We start from the raw sequence: 15720 nt of genomic DNA on the forward strand, positions 1-15720 counted from the left end.
GTCCTACGTTGGCCAACAAGCGTTGACCAACAGCTGTTGGCACAAGGAGGCCGTCATGAACGGAACGCAGGACACGACCGGCACCGCGGGCCCCGCCGTGATCGTCGTCGGCTCCGGCCCCACCGGCCTGCTGCTCGCCGGTGACCTGGCCGCCGCGGGTATACCCGTCACCCTGCTCGAAAAGCGGCCGCACGAGATCAGCAACCTCTCGCGCGCCCTGGTGCTGCACGCCCGCACCCTCGAACAGCTCGACGCGCGCGGCCTCGCCGACGAACTGGAGGCCAAGGGCAGGACGCTCGACCGGCTGCGCCTCTTCGCCCACCTCGACGTGGGCCTCGACAAGCTGCACTCGCGCTACAACCACCTCCTGGTCCTGCCGCAGTACGAGGTGGAGCGCGTCCTGGAGCGACGGGCGATCGAGGCCGGTGTCGACTTCCAGTACGAGAGCGAGGTCACCGGGCTCACCCAGGACGCGGACGGCGTGAGTCTCGAAGTCCGGGGCCCCGACGGCGGTTCGAGGACGCGACGGGCGGCGTACGTGGTCGGCGCGGACGGGCTGCACAGTCCGGTCCGCAAGGCCATCGGCCTGCCCTTCCCCGGCAAGTCCGCCATCCGCTCGCTCGTGCTCGCCGACGTGAAGCTCGCCGAGAAGCCCGCATCGGTCCTCACGGTGAACGCCGCCGGGGACGCCTTCGCCTTCATCGCGCCCTTCGCCGACGGCTACTACCGCGTCATCGGCTGGAACCGCGCGCACAACGTCCCCGACAGCGAGCCCCTCGACCTCGCGGAGGTCAAGGAGATCACCCGGCTCGCGCTCGGCCACGACTACGGCATGCACGACGCCCGCTGGATGTCCCGCTTCCACAGTGACGAGCGCCAGGCGCCCGCGTACCGGGTCGGCAGGGTCTTCCTCGCCGGGGACGCCGCGCACGTCCACACCCCGGCCGGTGCGCAGGGCATGAACACCGGCCTCCAGGACGCCGTGAACCTGAGCTGGAAGCTGGCGGCGGCGGTCGACGGCCGTGCCCCGGAGGGCCTGTTGGACACCTACCAGTCCGAGCGGCACCCCATCGGCAAGGCGGTCCTGCGCAGCAGCGGCGGCATCGTGCGGCTCGCGATGGCCAAGCGCCCGTGGTCGCGGGCGGGCCGCGCCGTGCTCGCGTCCTTCATCGGCGCCGTGCCCCCGGTCCGCGACAAGGCGATCGGCCAGATCACCGGCATCGGCTACAGCTACCCGGCCCCGAAAGGCGCCCACCCCCTGACCGGCCACCGCGCTCCCGACATCGCGCTCAAGGAAGGACGGCTGTACGAGGCCCTGCGCGAGGGCAGGTTCGTGCTGATCGCTCCTCAGGGCGCGGACGTGGACACGGCGGTGGAGGGCGGCGCGGGGCGCGCCGTCGTGACGCACTGGACGAGCGGACGGCGTACGACCGTCCTCGTCCGTCCTGACGGGTACGTGGCGTGGGCGGCGGACGAGGCCGATGCGGGGGCGGTGCGGAGGGCGCTCGCGGAGTGGGGGCTGTTCCGTCGATCTGTTCCGTCGATCTAAGCCGTCGATCTGAGCCGTTGATCTGAGCCGTTGATCGTTGAGCTCATCGTTCAGTTGAACTTCAAAGATGTCTCGAAAAGATTCGATGGACCTGATGGGTGTTGGAGTGCGACGGTAGCTCCGCAGCCAACCAAGAAGAGATCAGCCAAGAGATCCCCGCCGGGTGGTGACCACCTCGGCGGGGTTCCTGTTTTCCCGGGCCGTCCTCGTTAACCGGGAGAGAGACAAGGGATATCAGTGACTGTCCTGGACCGGACCACCTCCACCCGCACCGCGTCGAAGGCGAGCAAAGCGCAGGGGGCCGCGCGCCCCATCGGCCTCGGTCTCGCCCTCGCGGCGCTCGCCACGGTCGTCTGGTCGGGCAGTTTCGTGACCTCGCGGGCCCTGGCCGACAGCGTGCCGCCCGTCCAGCACGCCTTCTGGCGGTGGATCATCGCGATCGCGGCGGTGGCACCGTTCGCGGCACGCCAGGCCTGGCGGCAGCGGGTCGTGCTCCGCAAGCACATCCGCTTCCTGCTGCTCGCCTCGCTCCTCGGCGTCACCATCTACAACACCCTGGTCAACCAGGCGGGCGTGACCACCACCGCGGGCAACATGGGCATGATCATGGCCGCGTCGCCGGTCCTGATGGCGGTGTACGAGCGCCTCGGCGGCGCGAGGCTCGGCGCGCGCCGGGTGACGGGCATGCTGATCGCCTGCGCGGGTGTCCTGGTCCTGGTGTCCGGGGGATCGCTCTCCATGGACTTCGCGGTGGGCGACCTGTGGGTGATCGCGGGGGCGGTGTCCTTCGGTTCGTACAGCGCGCTGCTCAGGCGGAAGCCGGCCGAGATCGGCGGACTGCCGTTCCTCTTCGCGACGTTCACGCTGGGTGCGCTGATGCTGCTTCCGGTGTTCGTGGCCAGCTTCGTGATCCAGGGCGGCTTCGAGCCGACCGTCGGGACGGTCTCGCCGCTCCTGTACGTCGGTGTCGTCTCGTCCGCGATCGCCTTCTTCGCCTGGAACAAGGCGATCTCGATCATCGGCGCCGCTCGTGCCGGGGTCATCTACTACCTTCAGCCGGTGTGCGTCGCCCTGCTCTCCTTGGTGGTGCTCGGCGAGGCGATGGGGTGGCTGCAGGTGATGTGCATGGCGCTGATCCTGGGCGGCGTGGTGCTGGGCGCGGCGCGCGCGAAGTCCCCCACGACGTCCCCCTCGCAGTCCCCCTCGAAGTAGGGGGCGCGTCCCGTGGGATCACCTTTGGTGACCAGTCGGTACGTTGACTCCATGAGCGAGTGGGACATCAAGAAGCTGCAGATCCTGCGTACGTTGAGTGAGCGGGGCACGGTCACGGCGACGGCGCGGACGCTGCAGATGACGCCGTCGGCGGTGTCGCAGCAGCTGTCCAACCTCGCGAAGCAGCTGGGGGTGCCGCTGCTCGAAGCACACGGGCGGCGGGTCCGCCTGACGGACGCGGCACACCTCGTACTGCGTCACGCGGAAGCGGTATTCGCCCAACTGGAGCGTGCCGACGCGGAGTTGGCGGCGTACGCGCAGGGTGAGGCTGGGGAGGTGCGGGTCGGCGCCTTCTCGACGGCGGTGCCCGCGCTCGTCGTCCCCGCGGTGCGGGAGCTGCGGGCGGCGGCGCCGGGGATCTCGGTGCGGGTCCGTGAGGTGGAGGCGGCGGAGGCGTACGAGCTGCTGGCCGCGGGGGAGGTGGACGTGGCGCTCTCCCTGGCGGTGCAGGCGCCGGCCTCGGCGGACGCGGACTCCCGCTTCACGCGGGAGTCGCTCCTGGCGGACCCGCTGGACGTGGCGCTGCCGGTGGACCACGCGCTGGCGGCCTCGGAGGGTCTTCGGCTGGCGGATCTGGCCCGGGAGCCGTGGATCTTCGGGGGCAGCGGCCCCTGGTCGGAGATCACGCGGGCGGCGTGCGAGGGGGCGGGGTTCACGCCTGAGCAGGCGCATTCCGCCTCCGGCTGGACGGCGATCCTCGCCATGGTGGAGGCGGGGATGGGAGTCGCCCTCGTCCCGCGGATGGCGGCGGTGCGCCGTGACGGGGTGGTGATGCGGGAGCTGTCCGCGGATCGGCCTCGGCGGCATGTGGTGGCTGCGGTGCGGAGGGGGGCGGCGGGGGGTGCGGCGGTCAGCAGGGTCTTGTCGGCCCTCCGTGACGCGGTCCCTGCGCGGGGGGCGGACCCGGCCTAGGGGCCACCCCTGCTTCCGGGGGCGTCCGAGGCCCCTCGTGACTCCGGGCCACACCGGCCCTGGTCGCGCTGCGCGCGATGCTTCCCCACCCACCCGCCCGCCCGATTGCCCCGTAGCGGGCGAGTACCGAGGTGTTTGTCTGTGGGTCGTTGCTGCTCTAGTCGCGCTGCGCGCGATGCTTTCCCGCCCACCCGCCCGATTGCCCCGTAGCGGGCGAGTGCCGCGTCGTGTGGTCGCGCCGCGCGCAAATTTCTGCCACCCGCCCACCCTGTAGCTGCCGGGTAATCGGGTGGGTGGGTGGGAAAAAATCGCGCGGAGCGCGGTCAGGGTGGATGTGGCCGGTAGACGGCGTCCCGGCCACCTGTCCGCTGCGGGGCAATCGGGTGGGTGGGCGGGAAAGCATCGCGCGCAGCGCGGGCAGGTTCGGGGAGCGGCGGGGCCCGGAGTGGTGTGCCCCGCCCCCACCCCCGACCCCGCCCCCTCGGGCCTACGCGTCCGCCGCCTGCGCCCGCAGCGCTCGCTCCACGCCTGCGCGGGATTCCGTGATCAGGCGGCGGAGGGCCGCTGACGGGGACGCCGAGGCCAGCCAGGCGTCCGTGGCGTCCAGGGTGGCCTGGGAGATCTGGAGCGACGGGTACAGGCCCACCGCGATCTGCTGCGCCATCTCGTGTGAACGGGAGTCCCACGCCCCCTTCACCGCCGAGAAGAACTTCTCCGCGTACGGCGCGAGGAGTTCCCGCTGGTCCGTCTGGACGAAGCCGCCGATGACGGACTCCTGGATCGCGTTCGGGAGCTTGTCGGACTCCACGACCGACGCCCACGCCTCCGCCTTGGCCTCCGGAGTGGGCCGCGCCGCCCGCGCCGATGCCGCGTGCCGCTCGCCCGCGGCCGTCTTGTCGCGGTCGAGCTCCGCCGTGATCCCGGCCTCGTCGAGCCGGCCGGTCGCCGCGAGCCGGTGCACGAAGGCCCAGCGCAGCTCCGTGTCCACCGCGAGGCCCTCGATCGACTGCTTGCCGGAGACCAGTTCCTCGATCAGCGTCAGCTGGTCCTCCGTGCGCGCCGTCGCGGCGAACGCCCGTGCCCACGCCAGCTGGTGGTCGCTGCCCGGCTCCGCCGAGCGGAGGTGCGAGAGCGTCGCCTCGGTCCAGCGGGCGAGCGCTTCGTCACGCCCGGCCGGAGCCGCGTACAGCTCAAGGGCCAGCTTCACCTGACGGTGCAGGGACTGGACGACCCCGATGTCCGACTCCTTGGCGATGCCGGACAGGACGAGGGAGAGGTACTCCCGCGTCGGGAGCTCCGCGTCCCGTGTCATGTCCCACGCCGACGCCCACGAAAGGGCCCGCGGCAGCGACGCCTCGAAGTCACCGATGTGCTCCGTCACGAACGCGAGCGACTCCGCGTCCATGCGGACCTTCGCGTACGAGAGGTCGTCGTCGTTCAGGAGGATGACCGCCGGGCGCTCGCGGCCCACCAGCGCGTCCACCGCAGTCAGTTCGCCGTCCACGTCCAGCTCGACGCGGTCCGTGCGCAGCAGCTTGCCGCTCTCCTCGTCGAGGTCGTAGAGGCCGATCGCGATCCGGTGCGGGCGCAGAGTCGGCTCGCCCTGGGCGCCGGCCGGGAGCGCCGGGGCCTCCTGCTTCACCGCGAACGACGTGATCCTGCCGGAGGTGTCGACGTCGACCACCGGACGCAGGACGTTGATGCCGGCCGTTTCCAGCCACTTCTTCGACCAGGTCTTCAGGTCGCGCCCGCTGGTCTCCTCAAGCGCGCCGAGCAGATCGGACAGGCGCGTGTTGCCGAACGCGTGCGCCTTGAAGTACGCCTGCACGCCCCGGAAGAACTCGTCCATGCCGACGTACGCGACGAGCTGCTTGAGGACGCTCGCGCCCTTGGCGTACGTGATGCCGTCGAAGTTGACCAGCACGTCGTCGAGGTCGCGGATGTCCGCCATGATCGGGTGCGTGGAGGGCAGCTGGTCCTGGCGGTACGCCCACGTCTTCATGGAGTTGGCGAACGTCGTCCAGGAGTGCGGCCAGCGCGAGTTCTCCGCGTACGCCTGGCAGGCGATGGACGTGTACGTGGCGAACGACTCATTCAGCCAGAGGTCGTTCCACCACTCCATTGTCACCAGGTCGCCGAACCACATGTGGGCCAGCTCGTGGAGGATTGTTTCCGCGCGCGTCTCGTACGCCGCGTCCGTCACCTTCGAACGGAACACGTACTGGTCGCGGATGGTCACCGCACCCGCGTTCTCCATCGCGCCCGCGTTGAACTCCGGCACGAAGAGCTGGTCGTACTTGGCGAAGGGGTACGCGTAGTCGAACTTCTCCTGGAACCACTCGAAGCCCTGCCGCGTGACCTCGAAGATCGCGTCCGAGTCGAGGAACTCCGCGAGCGAGGGCCGGCAGTAGATGCCGAGCGGAACCGACTGGCCGCCAGGACCCTCGTATGAGCTGTGGACCGAGTGATACGGACCGACGATGAGCGCCGTGATGTACGTCGACATGCGCGGCGTGGGCTCGAAGACCCAGACGTCACCGCTGGGCTCCGGGGTCGGCGAATTCGAGATGACCGTCCAGCCGGACGGCGCCTTCACGGTGAACTGGAACGTCGCCTTCAGGTCGGGCTGCTCGAACGACGCGAAGACCCGGCGCGCGTCCGGAACCTCGAACTGCGTGTAGAGGTAGGCCTGTTGGTCGACCGGGTCGACGAACCGGTGCAGCCCCTCACCCGTATTGGTGTAGTCGCAGTCGGCGACCACCTTCAGCTCGTTCGGCCCCGCCTCCAGGTGCCTCAGCGCGATGCGCGAGTCACGGAAGACGGCGGCGACGTCCAGCGCGTGGCCGTTCAGGACGACCTCGTGGACCGCGGGGGCCACCAGGTCGATGAAGGTCTCGGCGTCCGCCTCCGCGGAGTCGAAACGCACGGTGGTCACCGAGCGGTAGGTGCCGCCCTCTTGCGCGCCGGAGAGGTCGAGATCGATCTCGTACGAGTCAACGGCGAGCAGCTTCGCCCGCTGCTGCGCCTCTTCGCGGGTCAGATTGGTGCCGGGCACGCGGTCATCTCCTCAGGTACGACTTGTGACGTTTCCAGCCATCCTTCCACGTGGATCAGCGGGCGCGCCGGGGCATTGTCCGCGGGCCGCCACGCGGCATTGTTCGCGGGCTGCCGTGCCGCTAGCATCCGCGCGTCGACACACGCCCCGGGGGGAGCGTTCATGGATCTTCGACGGTTGCCGCGCCTACCGCGATTACGCCGATTACCCCGACTACCCCGATTACGTGGCGCGGGGTGCGCCGCATGATCGACGTGCTCGTCGCGGGAGCCGGGATCGGCGGGCTCACCACCGCGCTCAGCCTGCACGCGGCGGGCATCGGGGTACGGGTCATCGACGCGGTGGACGCGCTGCGGCCCGTCGGGGTCGGCATCAATCTTCTGCCGCACGCGGTGAGGGAGTTGACGGAGCTGGGCCTCGGCGCCGAGCTGGCCGCCACGGCCGTGCCGACCGCAGAGACGATCCACTTCGACCGGCACGGCAACTACATCTGGGGCGAGCCGCTGGGGCTCGCGCGCGGCCACCACTGGCCGCAGTACTCCCTGCACCGCGGCGCCCTGCAGCTGATCCTCCTCGACGCCGTGCGCGACCGCATCGGCGAGAACGCCGTACAGACCGGTACGGCGTTCGTGCGGTACGCCGAGCCGGAGGGGTCGGGCGCGCTGCGGGTGACCCTGCGGGACGTGCGGCGCGGGCGGGAGTTCGCGGTTCCGGTGCGTGCCCTGATCGGCGCCGACGGCCTGTACTCGGCGGTCCGGGCCCGGCTGCATCCCGGGGAGGGGCCGCCGCTGTGGAACGGCATCCGGATGTGGCGGGGCATCACCGAGTGGGACCCGGTGCTCGGCGGCCGGGCGATGGCCTTCGCGGGCAGCAACGCGACGGCCAAGCTCGTCGTCTACCCGATCTCGCGGGAGGCGGAGACGCGGGGGCGCGCGCTGCTCAACTGGGTGGCGGAGGTGCGTTACCCGGTCCATCACCACGGGTCGCCGGGCCCGGTGGACTGGAACCGCGCGGGACGCCTCTCCGACGTCCTGCCGCACTTCGCCGGGTGGCGGATCGGGGACCTGGACGTGCCCGCGCTGCTCGCCGCGACCGGGTCCACGAGCCGGATCCTGGAGTACCCGATGGTCGACAGGGACCCGCTGCCGTGGTGGGGGCGCGGACCCGTGACGCTCCTTGGCGACGCGGCGCATCCGATGTACCCCGTGGGGTCGAGCGGCGGCTCGGAGGCGGTGCTCGACGCGCGGGTGCTCGCGCGGTGCGTGGCCCTTGCCGGGGTGGACCGGGCGGCCGGGCTGCGGGCCTATGAGGCGGAGCGGTGGGGTCCGGCCAACGAGGTGGCGCTGGCCAACCGGGCGATGCCGGTGGACGAGGTGCTGCGCACCGTCGCCGAGCGGGCGCCGGAGGGGTTCGCTCGGGTGGAGGACGTGCTGACGGGGGAGGAGCTCGGGGGGCTGGGGGAGGGGTATCGGCGTATGCGCGGGGATTGGTAGCGGTCTTCTGTGTCCCCGGCCCCCGCTCCTTCCCGAAAGCCCGCTGCGCGGGGGCGTCCTCAAGCGCCGGACGGCTGAAGGGATTCAGCCCGGACCGGCGCTGGAAAGGCCCCCGCGCCGGAGCGTCCGCGGCGGAGCCGAACATGTCACGGCCGGGAAGGGGCGGGGTGGGCGAATGCAACGTCCGAAATCCGCCAGCCTCCGCCCACCCCCACGCGCGACCCTCGGCACATGACCACGACCACCACTTACGCGCCCCTCCCCATCACCCCCACTGCCCTCAAGGCACTCCGCGTCACCGACGACGCCGGCAACCCCTGCCGCCCCTACGTGGACGAGGAAGGCGGCGACCCGCTCCGCTGCTGTCTGCGCCCCGTCGCCCCCGGCGAACGCGTCGCCCTCGTCTCGTACGCCCCCCTGCGCCGCTGGGCCCTGCGGACCGGTGCCACCCCCGGCGCCTATGACGAGCAGGGCCCCGTCTTCATCCACGCGGACGACTGCGAGGGCCCGGCGCCCAGCGGCGGGCAGTACCCCTTCGCCCGGCCCGGATCCCTGCGCACCCTGCGCCGCTACAGCGCCGAGGGCCGCATCGTCGGGGGCCGCCTGCTTGAGATCCCGGACCCGGCCGCGGAAGGCTTCGACACCGCCTTCGCCGAGGCCTTCGCCGACCCGGAGGTCGCCCTCGTGCACGTCAGGGCCGTCGAGTACGGCTGCTTCCACTTCGAGGTCCGCCGCCCCTAGCCACGGCTAGGCGATCGCCCCCACCGCCCGCGCGAACGCCCGTACCCGCTCCGTCTCCGTGTCCCGGCGCCACACCATCCAGAGCACCGAGTCCGGCACCCCGTCCACCGGCACGAACGTGACGTCACGCCGCCCGTGGTACTCCGCCGTGGGGCGGTGCTGCTCGCCGCCCGGGAAGGTGCCGATGATGCCCGCGACCCCGTAGGCGAGGAGCAGCCCGCTGATCAGCCCGGCGCCCAGGCCGGGCACCCGCTCCAGGACGGGCCGTACGTAGGTGTACGCGGCCGAGTGCCCCGTCACCAAGAGCAGCACCACCAGGAGACCGGCCCGCAGCCTCGCGTTCCGCAGCAGTCCGGGGAACGTCCCGAGCCGAACCGCGGCCGACGCGGGCAGCGGCGGGAGCACCACCGCGAGCAGCCCGGAGACCGTCAGCGCGAACACCCCCATCACCGCGAACGCCCAGCGCCAGCCCGCGAGTTCACCGAGGAACGTACCGGCGGGGACGCCGAGCACGGACGCCACCGCGATGCCGCTGAAGATGACCGTGGTGGCCCGCCCCGCGGCCGCGGCCATCGCCCTGGGCGCGCTCACCGGCGGCCTGGTCGCGGACGGCCTCGGCACCACGGACGTGCTGTGGCTCGGCGGCGGCCTCGCGGCGCTCGCCCTGCTCGTCACGGGGTACGCGAAAGGGGCGGTCACCGCACCACGGTGACCGCCCCCATCGGCGTACGTATGCGAAGAGCGTCAGCCCTTGAGCTCGGCCGCCACCAGCTCCGCGATCTGCACCGCGTTCAGCGCGGCGCCCTTGCGGAGGTTGTCGTCGGAGATGAAGAAGGCCAGGCCGTTCTCCACCGTCTCGTCGTTGCGGATGCGGCCCACGAAGGCCTCGTCCTTGCCCGCCGCGACCTGCGGGGTCGGGACGTCGGTGAGGACGACGCCCTCGGCCGACGCGAGGAGCTCGGTGGCGCGCTCGGCGTTCAGCGGACGCTCGAAGCGGGCGTTGACCTGGAGCGAGTGACCGGTGAAGACCGGCACGCGGACGCAGGTGCCGGAGACCTTGAGGCCCGGGATCTCCAGGATCTTGCGCGACTCGTTGCGGAGCTTCTGCTCCTCGTCGGTCTCGTTCAGACCGTCGTCGACGATGGAGCCCGCCATCGGCAGGACGTTGTACGCGATCGGCGCGACGTACTTGTTCGGCGCGGGGAACTCCGTGGCCGAACCGTCGTGCGTCAGCTTCGGCGCGTCGTCGCCGACCTTCTTGACCTGCTCGAACAGCTCGTCGACACCGGCGAGACCCGAACCGGACACGGCCTGGTACGTCGCCACGACGAGCGCGGTGAGCCCGGCCTCCTTGTGCAGCGGCTTCAGGACCGGCATGGCGGCCATCGTCGTGCAGTTCGGGTTGGCGATGATGCCCTTGGGGCGGTTCGCGATCGCGTGCGGGTTGACCTCGGAGACGACGAGGGGAACCTCGGGGTCCATCCGCCAGGCGGAGGAGTTGTCGATCACGACGGGGCCCTGCGAGGCGACCTTCTCGGCCAGCGCCTTCGAGGTGGCGCCGCCCGCGGAGAACAGGACGATGTCGAGGCCGCTGTAGTCGGCCGTGGAGGCGTCCTCGACCGTCACACCGTCGAGCTTCGAGCCGGCCGACCGGGCCGAGGCGAACAGGCGCAGCTCGTCCACCGGGAAGTCCCGCTCCACGAGGATCTTGCGCATGACCGTGCCGACCTGACCGGTGGCTCCGACGATTCCGACCTTCACAGGGACTTCCTCCGTATGTGCATGGGCATAGGCATTGGCCTGTGCGTTCCATCATGCGTCTGTCCACGGCCGCCTTGTCCAATCCATTGTCCGGAGTACGGGATGTCACATTCCCGTCGTCCACGGCCGAACGTTTCTGGCCGCCCCCGCGTCCTAGGGGAAACGTGGGGACGGGAGGGGTGTCTTGCTGCGCGGAAAAACGCGACGGGGCCGGCGGGACCATGAAGAACGGGCCGATCCGCTCGACGCGGCCCAGGAGGACCGGGTGCGGGCGGTGCTCGCGCTCGGCGGAGTGCCGCACGCCGATCTGCCCGACGGCGTCCAGCAGGTCAGGCTCAAGCTCCTGGAGCGGGCGGCGGACGGGCGCGAGGCGCCTCGTGACGTGTCCGCGTGGGCGGCGGTCGTCGCCTCGAACCTCGCCATGGACTGGCATCGGGCGCGCCGAAGGCAGGAGCGGCTCGGGGAGCGGCTCGCCGTGCTGTGGCGGGAGGCGACGGACGAGGACGGGGCGGAGTCACGGGCGCTCTCGATGGCCGTGACCCAGGGCCTGGACGCGCTGCCCGACACCCAGCGGCAGGTCGTCGTGCTGCGCTTCTACGCAGATCTCCCGGTACGGGCGATAGCGGATGAACTGGGCATTCCGGAGGGCACGGTCAAGAGCAGGCTGCATACGGCGGTACGGGTGCTGCGCGCGCGGCTGCACGAGGGCGAGGTGGTGTGAGGGTGGCTGGGGACGAGTACACGTACGACGCGCTGATGCCGGCTCTCACGGACGAGCCCCTGCCCGAGACCGCCCGCCGGGACCCGGAGCTGCTCGCGGAGCACGCGGCGGCTGTGGCGGATGTCGCACTGCTGCGGGAGCACCTGGGGGTGGCGGGGCGCGCCCTTGCGGCCCCGGCGGCGGAACCGGAACCGGAACCGCCGCCCGAGGGGGCCGGTGTACGTCCCGCCGGGGTCCGGCGGCGGCGCCTGACGATGGCCCTCGGCCTGGCCGCGGCCGCGGCGGCCGTCTCGCTGGTGGGCGGCGTCTCCTGGCTCGCACTGGAGAGCGGGGGCGGGATCAGCAAGAGCTCCGACGACTCCGACGCGGCGAAGGGAGCGGCGCCGGGGGCCGAGGACGGCTCGGGCAGCGCAGACCAGAAGTCCGGGGCCTACGTGCCGTGCGCCCGGCTGATCGTGGAGGGCACGGTGAACCGTGTCGAGCCGCTGCCCGGCGGCAGCCAGGACCGGATCGTCCTGGACGTGACCCGCTACTACAAGCCGAGCAAGGGCGCCAAGCAGGTCACGTTCGTGATGGACGCGAACGTGGACCCGCGCCTCCGGCCCGGCGACCGGACCCTGATCGGCATCCCGAAGGGCCAGAAGTCACCGGACCTGTGGTCCGGCAACAAGGCGGACATCGCCAGGGACCGGGCTTTCATCGAACGGGAGCTGCGGGAGGGGAAGGGCAGAGGAATGACGTGCTGAGCAGGGGTGAGGTGGAGGGAATCATTCCCCCTCCACCTCACCCCCGTACGAGCTGTCTACGAAACGACCTTCTCGATGAGCACGCTGCCCGTGCCGGCCACCGTGCCCCGGCCGTTCAGGAGGGACACCTCGCCGAACAGCTGGCGGCCGTCGGCCGCCGGAGCGTCCGCCGCGACCTGAGTCGTGACCTGGGCCGAAGCGCCGTTCGCCAGCTTCACCGGCGCCGACTCGTCGACCTTCACCGAGCCGAGCGCGGCCGAGAAGAACACGTCACGGTAGTCGTACGCCGTGGCGCCGGACGGGATGGAGTAGCCCGCCACCTGGATCTCGTACGTGCCCGCCGCGGGCTTGGTCAGGCTGACCGACTCCTCCGAGTCGCCGTCCGCCGACGAACCCACGACCGCGCCGTCCTTCAGGACCGACAGGTCGAGGTCGGCCGCGGTGTCCGCCGTCGAGCCGATGGCGACGTCGAGCCGCTGCGCGCCCTCGGGCACGACCACGGTCGTCGTCTGCGTCTCGCCCTGCTTGATCGTCGGCTTCGCCGCCTTCGCGGAGCCGAGCGGGCCGCCCTTCAACTTGCCGTCAACGGCGGCGAAGTTGTTGGTGACCTTCCAGGAGACGGGGGCCGGAGTGCCGACCTTCGCCTCCGGAACCTTCTGCACGGCGGGGTCGAAGGCGACACCCAGTGCGGAGACGTCCAGCTTGTACGGGTTGTCGAGGAGCGGGGACGTCCTGCGCGACTCGACCTCGATCTCCCAGACGCCCGGCTGCGGCTCCGGGTACGAACGCAGGTCGGGGCGGCAGGTGTTGGCCGGGTTCTCGTAGTTCGCGTAGCAGACGAGCGACGACGTCGAGTCGAGCGGAACGCCGTACGGGTGCACCGCGATGAACCGCGTCTGGCTCTTGTCCTTCAGGCCGCCGAGCGCCACCTCAAGGGACTTGGCGCCCTTCGGCACCGTCACGAAGTACGACGTGGTGCTGTTGCGCTGCACCGCGTCGGACGCCGAGAACGTGTACGCGGGCTTGGCGAGCGGCGCCGCGACGACGACCGTCGACATGATCTGCTGGTCGATGCCCTCGGAGCGCTCGTCGTCGACCGTCAGGATCGCGCTGTGCAGGCCGGCCGACTTGGCCTTCGCCTGGACCTTGACCGTGACCGGCTTGTTCAGGGGCAGCGTCACCGCGCCCTTGCCGAGCAGCTTGAAGGTGTGCTCGTGGTTGTTGACCAGGTCCAGCTCGTGGCGGATGCCGCGGTCCGGGCCCGAGGTGCGGGTGATCGTGACGTCGTACGTCCGCTTCTGGCCGGTCCTCAGGCCGCCCTCGCGGTCGTAGATGCCGGTGCCGGGCTTCTTCAGCTCCTGCTCAAGGGCGGTGTCGACCGGGGCCTTGACCGTGTACGTGTGCGCCTTCGCGTCGTCCTCGATGGCGTTCCACGCGTCCACGACGTCGATCAGGCCGGTGCCCTGCGCGTACGCCTGCTCACCGCTGATGTGGCTCGCGGTCGAGGTGAGCGCCGTGCGCAGCTTCGCCGGCGTCAGGTCGACCTTCTCCCGCTTCGCGGCGGAGAGCAGCAGCGCCGACGCGCCCGCGGCCTGCGGGGACGCCATCGACGTACCCTGCAACATCGAGTAACCGGCGGGCAGTTGGTAGCCCGCCTCGGCGACCGGGGAGCCCGGCAGCCAGGTCTGCGTGGTGTTGATGGCCGAGCCCGGCGCGGAGATGACCGGCGCGAAGCCGCCGTCCTCACGCGGGCCGCGCGAGGAGAAGGGCATCATCGCGTACTTCTTCTCCACGGCGGAGCCGTAGTTGGCGGCCCAGGTCTCCTTGGAGATGGCGGCGCCGACCGAGATGACCTTGTCCGCGAGGCCGGGGTCGCCGATGGTGTTCGCGCCGGGGCCCGAGTTGCCCGCGGAGATCACCAGCTGGACGCCGTACTCGTCGATGAGGCGGCCGTAGAGCACGGCACGCGCGTTGTTGCCGTCGTTCAGCGCCGGGAGGCCGCCGATCGACATGTTCACGATGTCGACGCCGCGCTTCGTCACGAGGTCGATCATGCCCTCGGTGAGCGCGACGTTCGTGCAGCCGCCGGTCCAGGTGCAGGCACGCGAGGAGACCAGCTTGGCGCCGGGGGCGGCGCCGTTCATCTTGCCGCCGAACAGGCCGTTGGCCGCGGTGATGCCCGCGACGTGCGTGCCGTGCTCGGACTCGATGACGCCGATGTTGACGAAGTCGGCCTTCTTGCCGACCCAGTCGCCGCCGTACGGGTCGGTCGGCACGTCCTTGCGGATCTCGACGACGAAGGGGACGCGCTCGACGACGTCGGTCGCCGGGTCGTCCTTGCCGAAGTAGGCGACCTGGTGGTCGTCCTTGTACGGCTTCATCGTCTCGTCGTCGGTGAAGTCGTTGTTGTCGTTCAGGTCTACGCGAACGGTGCCGGCGGCCGGGTCGTAGAGCACGCCCCAGCTGTCGGTGGTGTCGCCGTCACGGTTGATGTCGCCCTTGGCGTCGCCGCCGGTGGTGGCCGACTCGCGGAACCGGTTGACCTGGAAGGAGCCCGCGGGGGCCTTCCACGTCTCGCCGTCCCAGGTGAAGACGGGTCCGGTGACGGGGTTGGTCATCCGGCGCCAGGTGGCGTCCGCGTCCACGATCGGGTCGGTCGCGGTCACCCAGTCGGTGATCTTCCGCTCGCCCGTGGAGGTCTTCTTGAGCGCGGGGTGACCCAGGTCGATGCCGGAGTCGAGGATGCCGATGGTGGTGCCTCGGCCGTCCGCCTTCGGGTGCTTCTTCACGAAGTCGACGGCGCCCGTCTCGAAGGACGGGTTGTACGGGTTCTTCGCCGGGGTGTCCTTGCCGGGCCCGGCGTACGTCCCCTCGGCCGCCTTCTTCGCGCCCTTGGCCCGGTCGGCGGCGGGCGTCGGGTCGTCGAGCTCGATCTCGTGCCGCAGGTCGATGCCCTGCACGGACGACAGCTTCCCGGCGGCCTCGATGGCGGCCTCGGCTTTCGCGGTGGGCACGGTGGCGCGTACGTAGCCGAGCTTGTCGTACGTCCGGCCGACCGAACCGCCCTTGACGGCGTCGAGCTGGTCCGCGACCTGCTCGGTGGCGCCCGGCGCGGTGGCGACCATCATCGTGACGGTCTTCTCGCCGTCGGCCTGGGCCTCGGCGAGAAGGTCGGCGTCGGCCGAACCCAGTTTGTTGTCGGCGGACTTGGGGGTGGTCTGCCCCCCGGGGTCGCCGTCGGCCGCGAGGGCCATGGGTATGGGCCCGGCGGCGGAGAGCGCGGCGGTCAGACCGACGGCTATCGCGAGGCGGGTCGTGCGTCTAGCACTGGATCTGTGCATCAGCATCCCTGTACGTAAAGGTCGAAAAGGTCCGGAATCCGGAACCGGATGACCGCTCAGCTTTACGTAAGTGACTGCTGTTTGGGGAGAGTTGTCGGGCTTCGATCACCGCGTGACGCAATCCCGCCA

11 protein-coding genes and 1 pseudogene are annotated in these 15720 nt (G+C 71.1%); 8 read left to right on the forward strand and 4 right to left on the reverse strand.

Going from position 1 to position 15720, the window contains the following annotated elements; translation table 11 throughout:
• Nucleotides 1–55: 55 nt before the first annotated feature.
• The 3 genes from OG302_RS27075 (at nt 56) to OG302_RS27085 (ending at nt 3733) form a co-directional block, all read left to right on the forward strand.
• Nucleotides 56–1549, forward strand: a complete 1494-nt coding sequence (locus tag OG302_RS27075) for an FAD-dependent monooxygenase (protein WP_371529142.1) — start codon at nt 56–58, stop codon at nt 1547–1549.
• A 237-nt stretch (nt 1550–1786) separates the two neighbouring features.
• Nucleotides 1787–2761, forward strand: a complete 975-nt coding sequence (locus tag OG302_RS27080) for a DMT family transporter (RefSeq protein WP_371529143.1) — start codon at nt 1787–1789, stop codon at nt 2759–2761.
• A 51-nt stretch (nt 2762–2812) separates the two neighbouring features.
• The gene (locus OG302_RS27085; protein WP_371529144.1) at nt 2813–3733 is read left to right on the forward strand and encodes a LysR family transcriptional regulator; all 921 of its coding nucleotides are present in this window, start codon (nt 2813–2815) and stop codon (nt 3731–3733) included.
• A gap of 487 nt (nt 3734–4220) precedes the next feature.
• Here OG302_RS27085 and pepN read toward each other — a convergent pair whose 3' ends face one another.
• The gene (gene pepN, locus OG302_RS27090) at nt 4221–6788 is read right to left on the reverse strand and encodes an aminopeptidase N (RefSeq protein WP_371529145.1); all 2568 of its coding nucleotides are present in this window, start codon (nt 6786–6788) and stop codon (nt 4221–4223) included.
• 245 nt (nt 6789–7033) lie between these two features.
• Between pepN and OG302_RS27095 the strand changes: the two genes are divergently transcribed.
• Both OG302_RS27095 and OG302_RS27100 read left to right on the forward strand, forming a co-directional pair.
• Nucleotides 7034–8281 (forward strand): flavin-dependent oxidoreductase, encoded by a 1248-nt coding sequence (locus OG302_RS27095; RefSeq protein WP_371529146.1) that lies wholly within the window; start codon nt 7034–7036, stop codon nt 8279–8281.
• Between the two features lie 231 nt (nt 8282–8512).
• Nucleotides 8513–9022 carry a DUF1203 domain-containing protein gene (locus OG302_RS27100; protein ID WP_371529147.1) on the forward strand — a complete coding sequence of 170 codons (510 nt, stop codon included), beginning with the start codon at nt 8513–8515 and terminating at the stop codon, nt 9020–9022.
• Nucleotides 9023–9187: 165 nt separating this feature from the next.
• Here OG302_RS27100 and OG302_RS27105 read toward each other — a convergent pair.
• Nucleotides 9188–9586: pseudogene (locus OG302_RS27105) on the reverse strand (MFS transporter); the annotation flags it as partial.
• Between OG302_RS27105 and OG302_RS27110 the strand changes: the two are divergent.
• Nucleotides 9570–9734 (forward strand): hypothetical protein, encoded by a 165-nt coding sequence (locus tag OG302_RS27110; protein ID WP_371529148.1) that lies wholly within the window; start codon nt 9570–9572, stop codon nt 9732–9734. The pseudogene OG302_RS27105 and the gene OG302_RS27110 sit on opposite strands and share 17 nt — an antisense overlap.
• A 32-nt stretch (nt 9735–9766) precedes the next feature.
• On the opposite strand, the gene OG302_RS27115 is transcribed toward OG302_RS27110, so the two are convergent.
• The gene (locus OG302_RS27115) at nt 9767–10783 is read right to left on the reverse strand and encodes an aspartate-semialdehyde dehydrogenase (protein WP_371529149.1); all 1017 of its coding nucleotides are present in this window, start codon (nt 10781–10783) and stop codon (nt 9767–9769) included.
• Nucleotides 10784–10967: 184 nt separating this feature from the next.
• Between OG302_RS27115 and OG302_RS27120 the strand changes: the two genes are divergently transcribed.
• Both OG302_RS27120 and OG302_RS27125 read left to right on the forward strand, forming a co-directional pair.
• Complete coding sequence (locus OG302_RS27120; RefSeq protein ID WP_371529150.1) at nt 10968–11504, forward strand: sigma-70 family RNA polymerase sigma factor; 537 nt, start codon at nt 10968–10970, stop codon at nt 11502–11504.
• Between the two features lie 2 nt (nt 11505–11506).
• Nucleotides 11507–12250, forward strand: a complete 744-nt coding sequence (locus tag OG302_RS27125; RefSeq protein ID WP_371529151.1) for a hypothetical protein — start codon at nt 11507–11509, stop codon at nt 12248–12250.
• 56 nt (nt 12251–12306) lie between these two features.
• Here OG302_RS27125 and OG302_RS27130 read toward each other — a convergent pair whose 3' ends face one another.
• The gene (locus OG302_RS27130; RefSeq protein WP_371529152.1) at nt 12307–15597 is read right to left on the reverse strand and encodes a S8 family serine peptidase; all 3291 of its coding nucleotides are present in this window, start codon (nt 15595–15597) and stop codon (nt 12307–12309) included.
• Nucleotides 15598–15720: the final 123 nt, after the last annotated feature.

This window comes from Streptomyces sp. NBC_01283, from assembly GCF_041435335.1.
Taxonomy (GTDB): domain Bacteria; phylum Actinomycetota; class Actinomycetes; order Streptomycetales; family Streptomycetaceae; genus Streptomyces.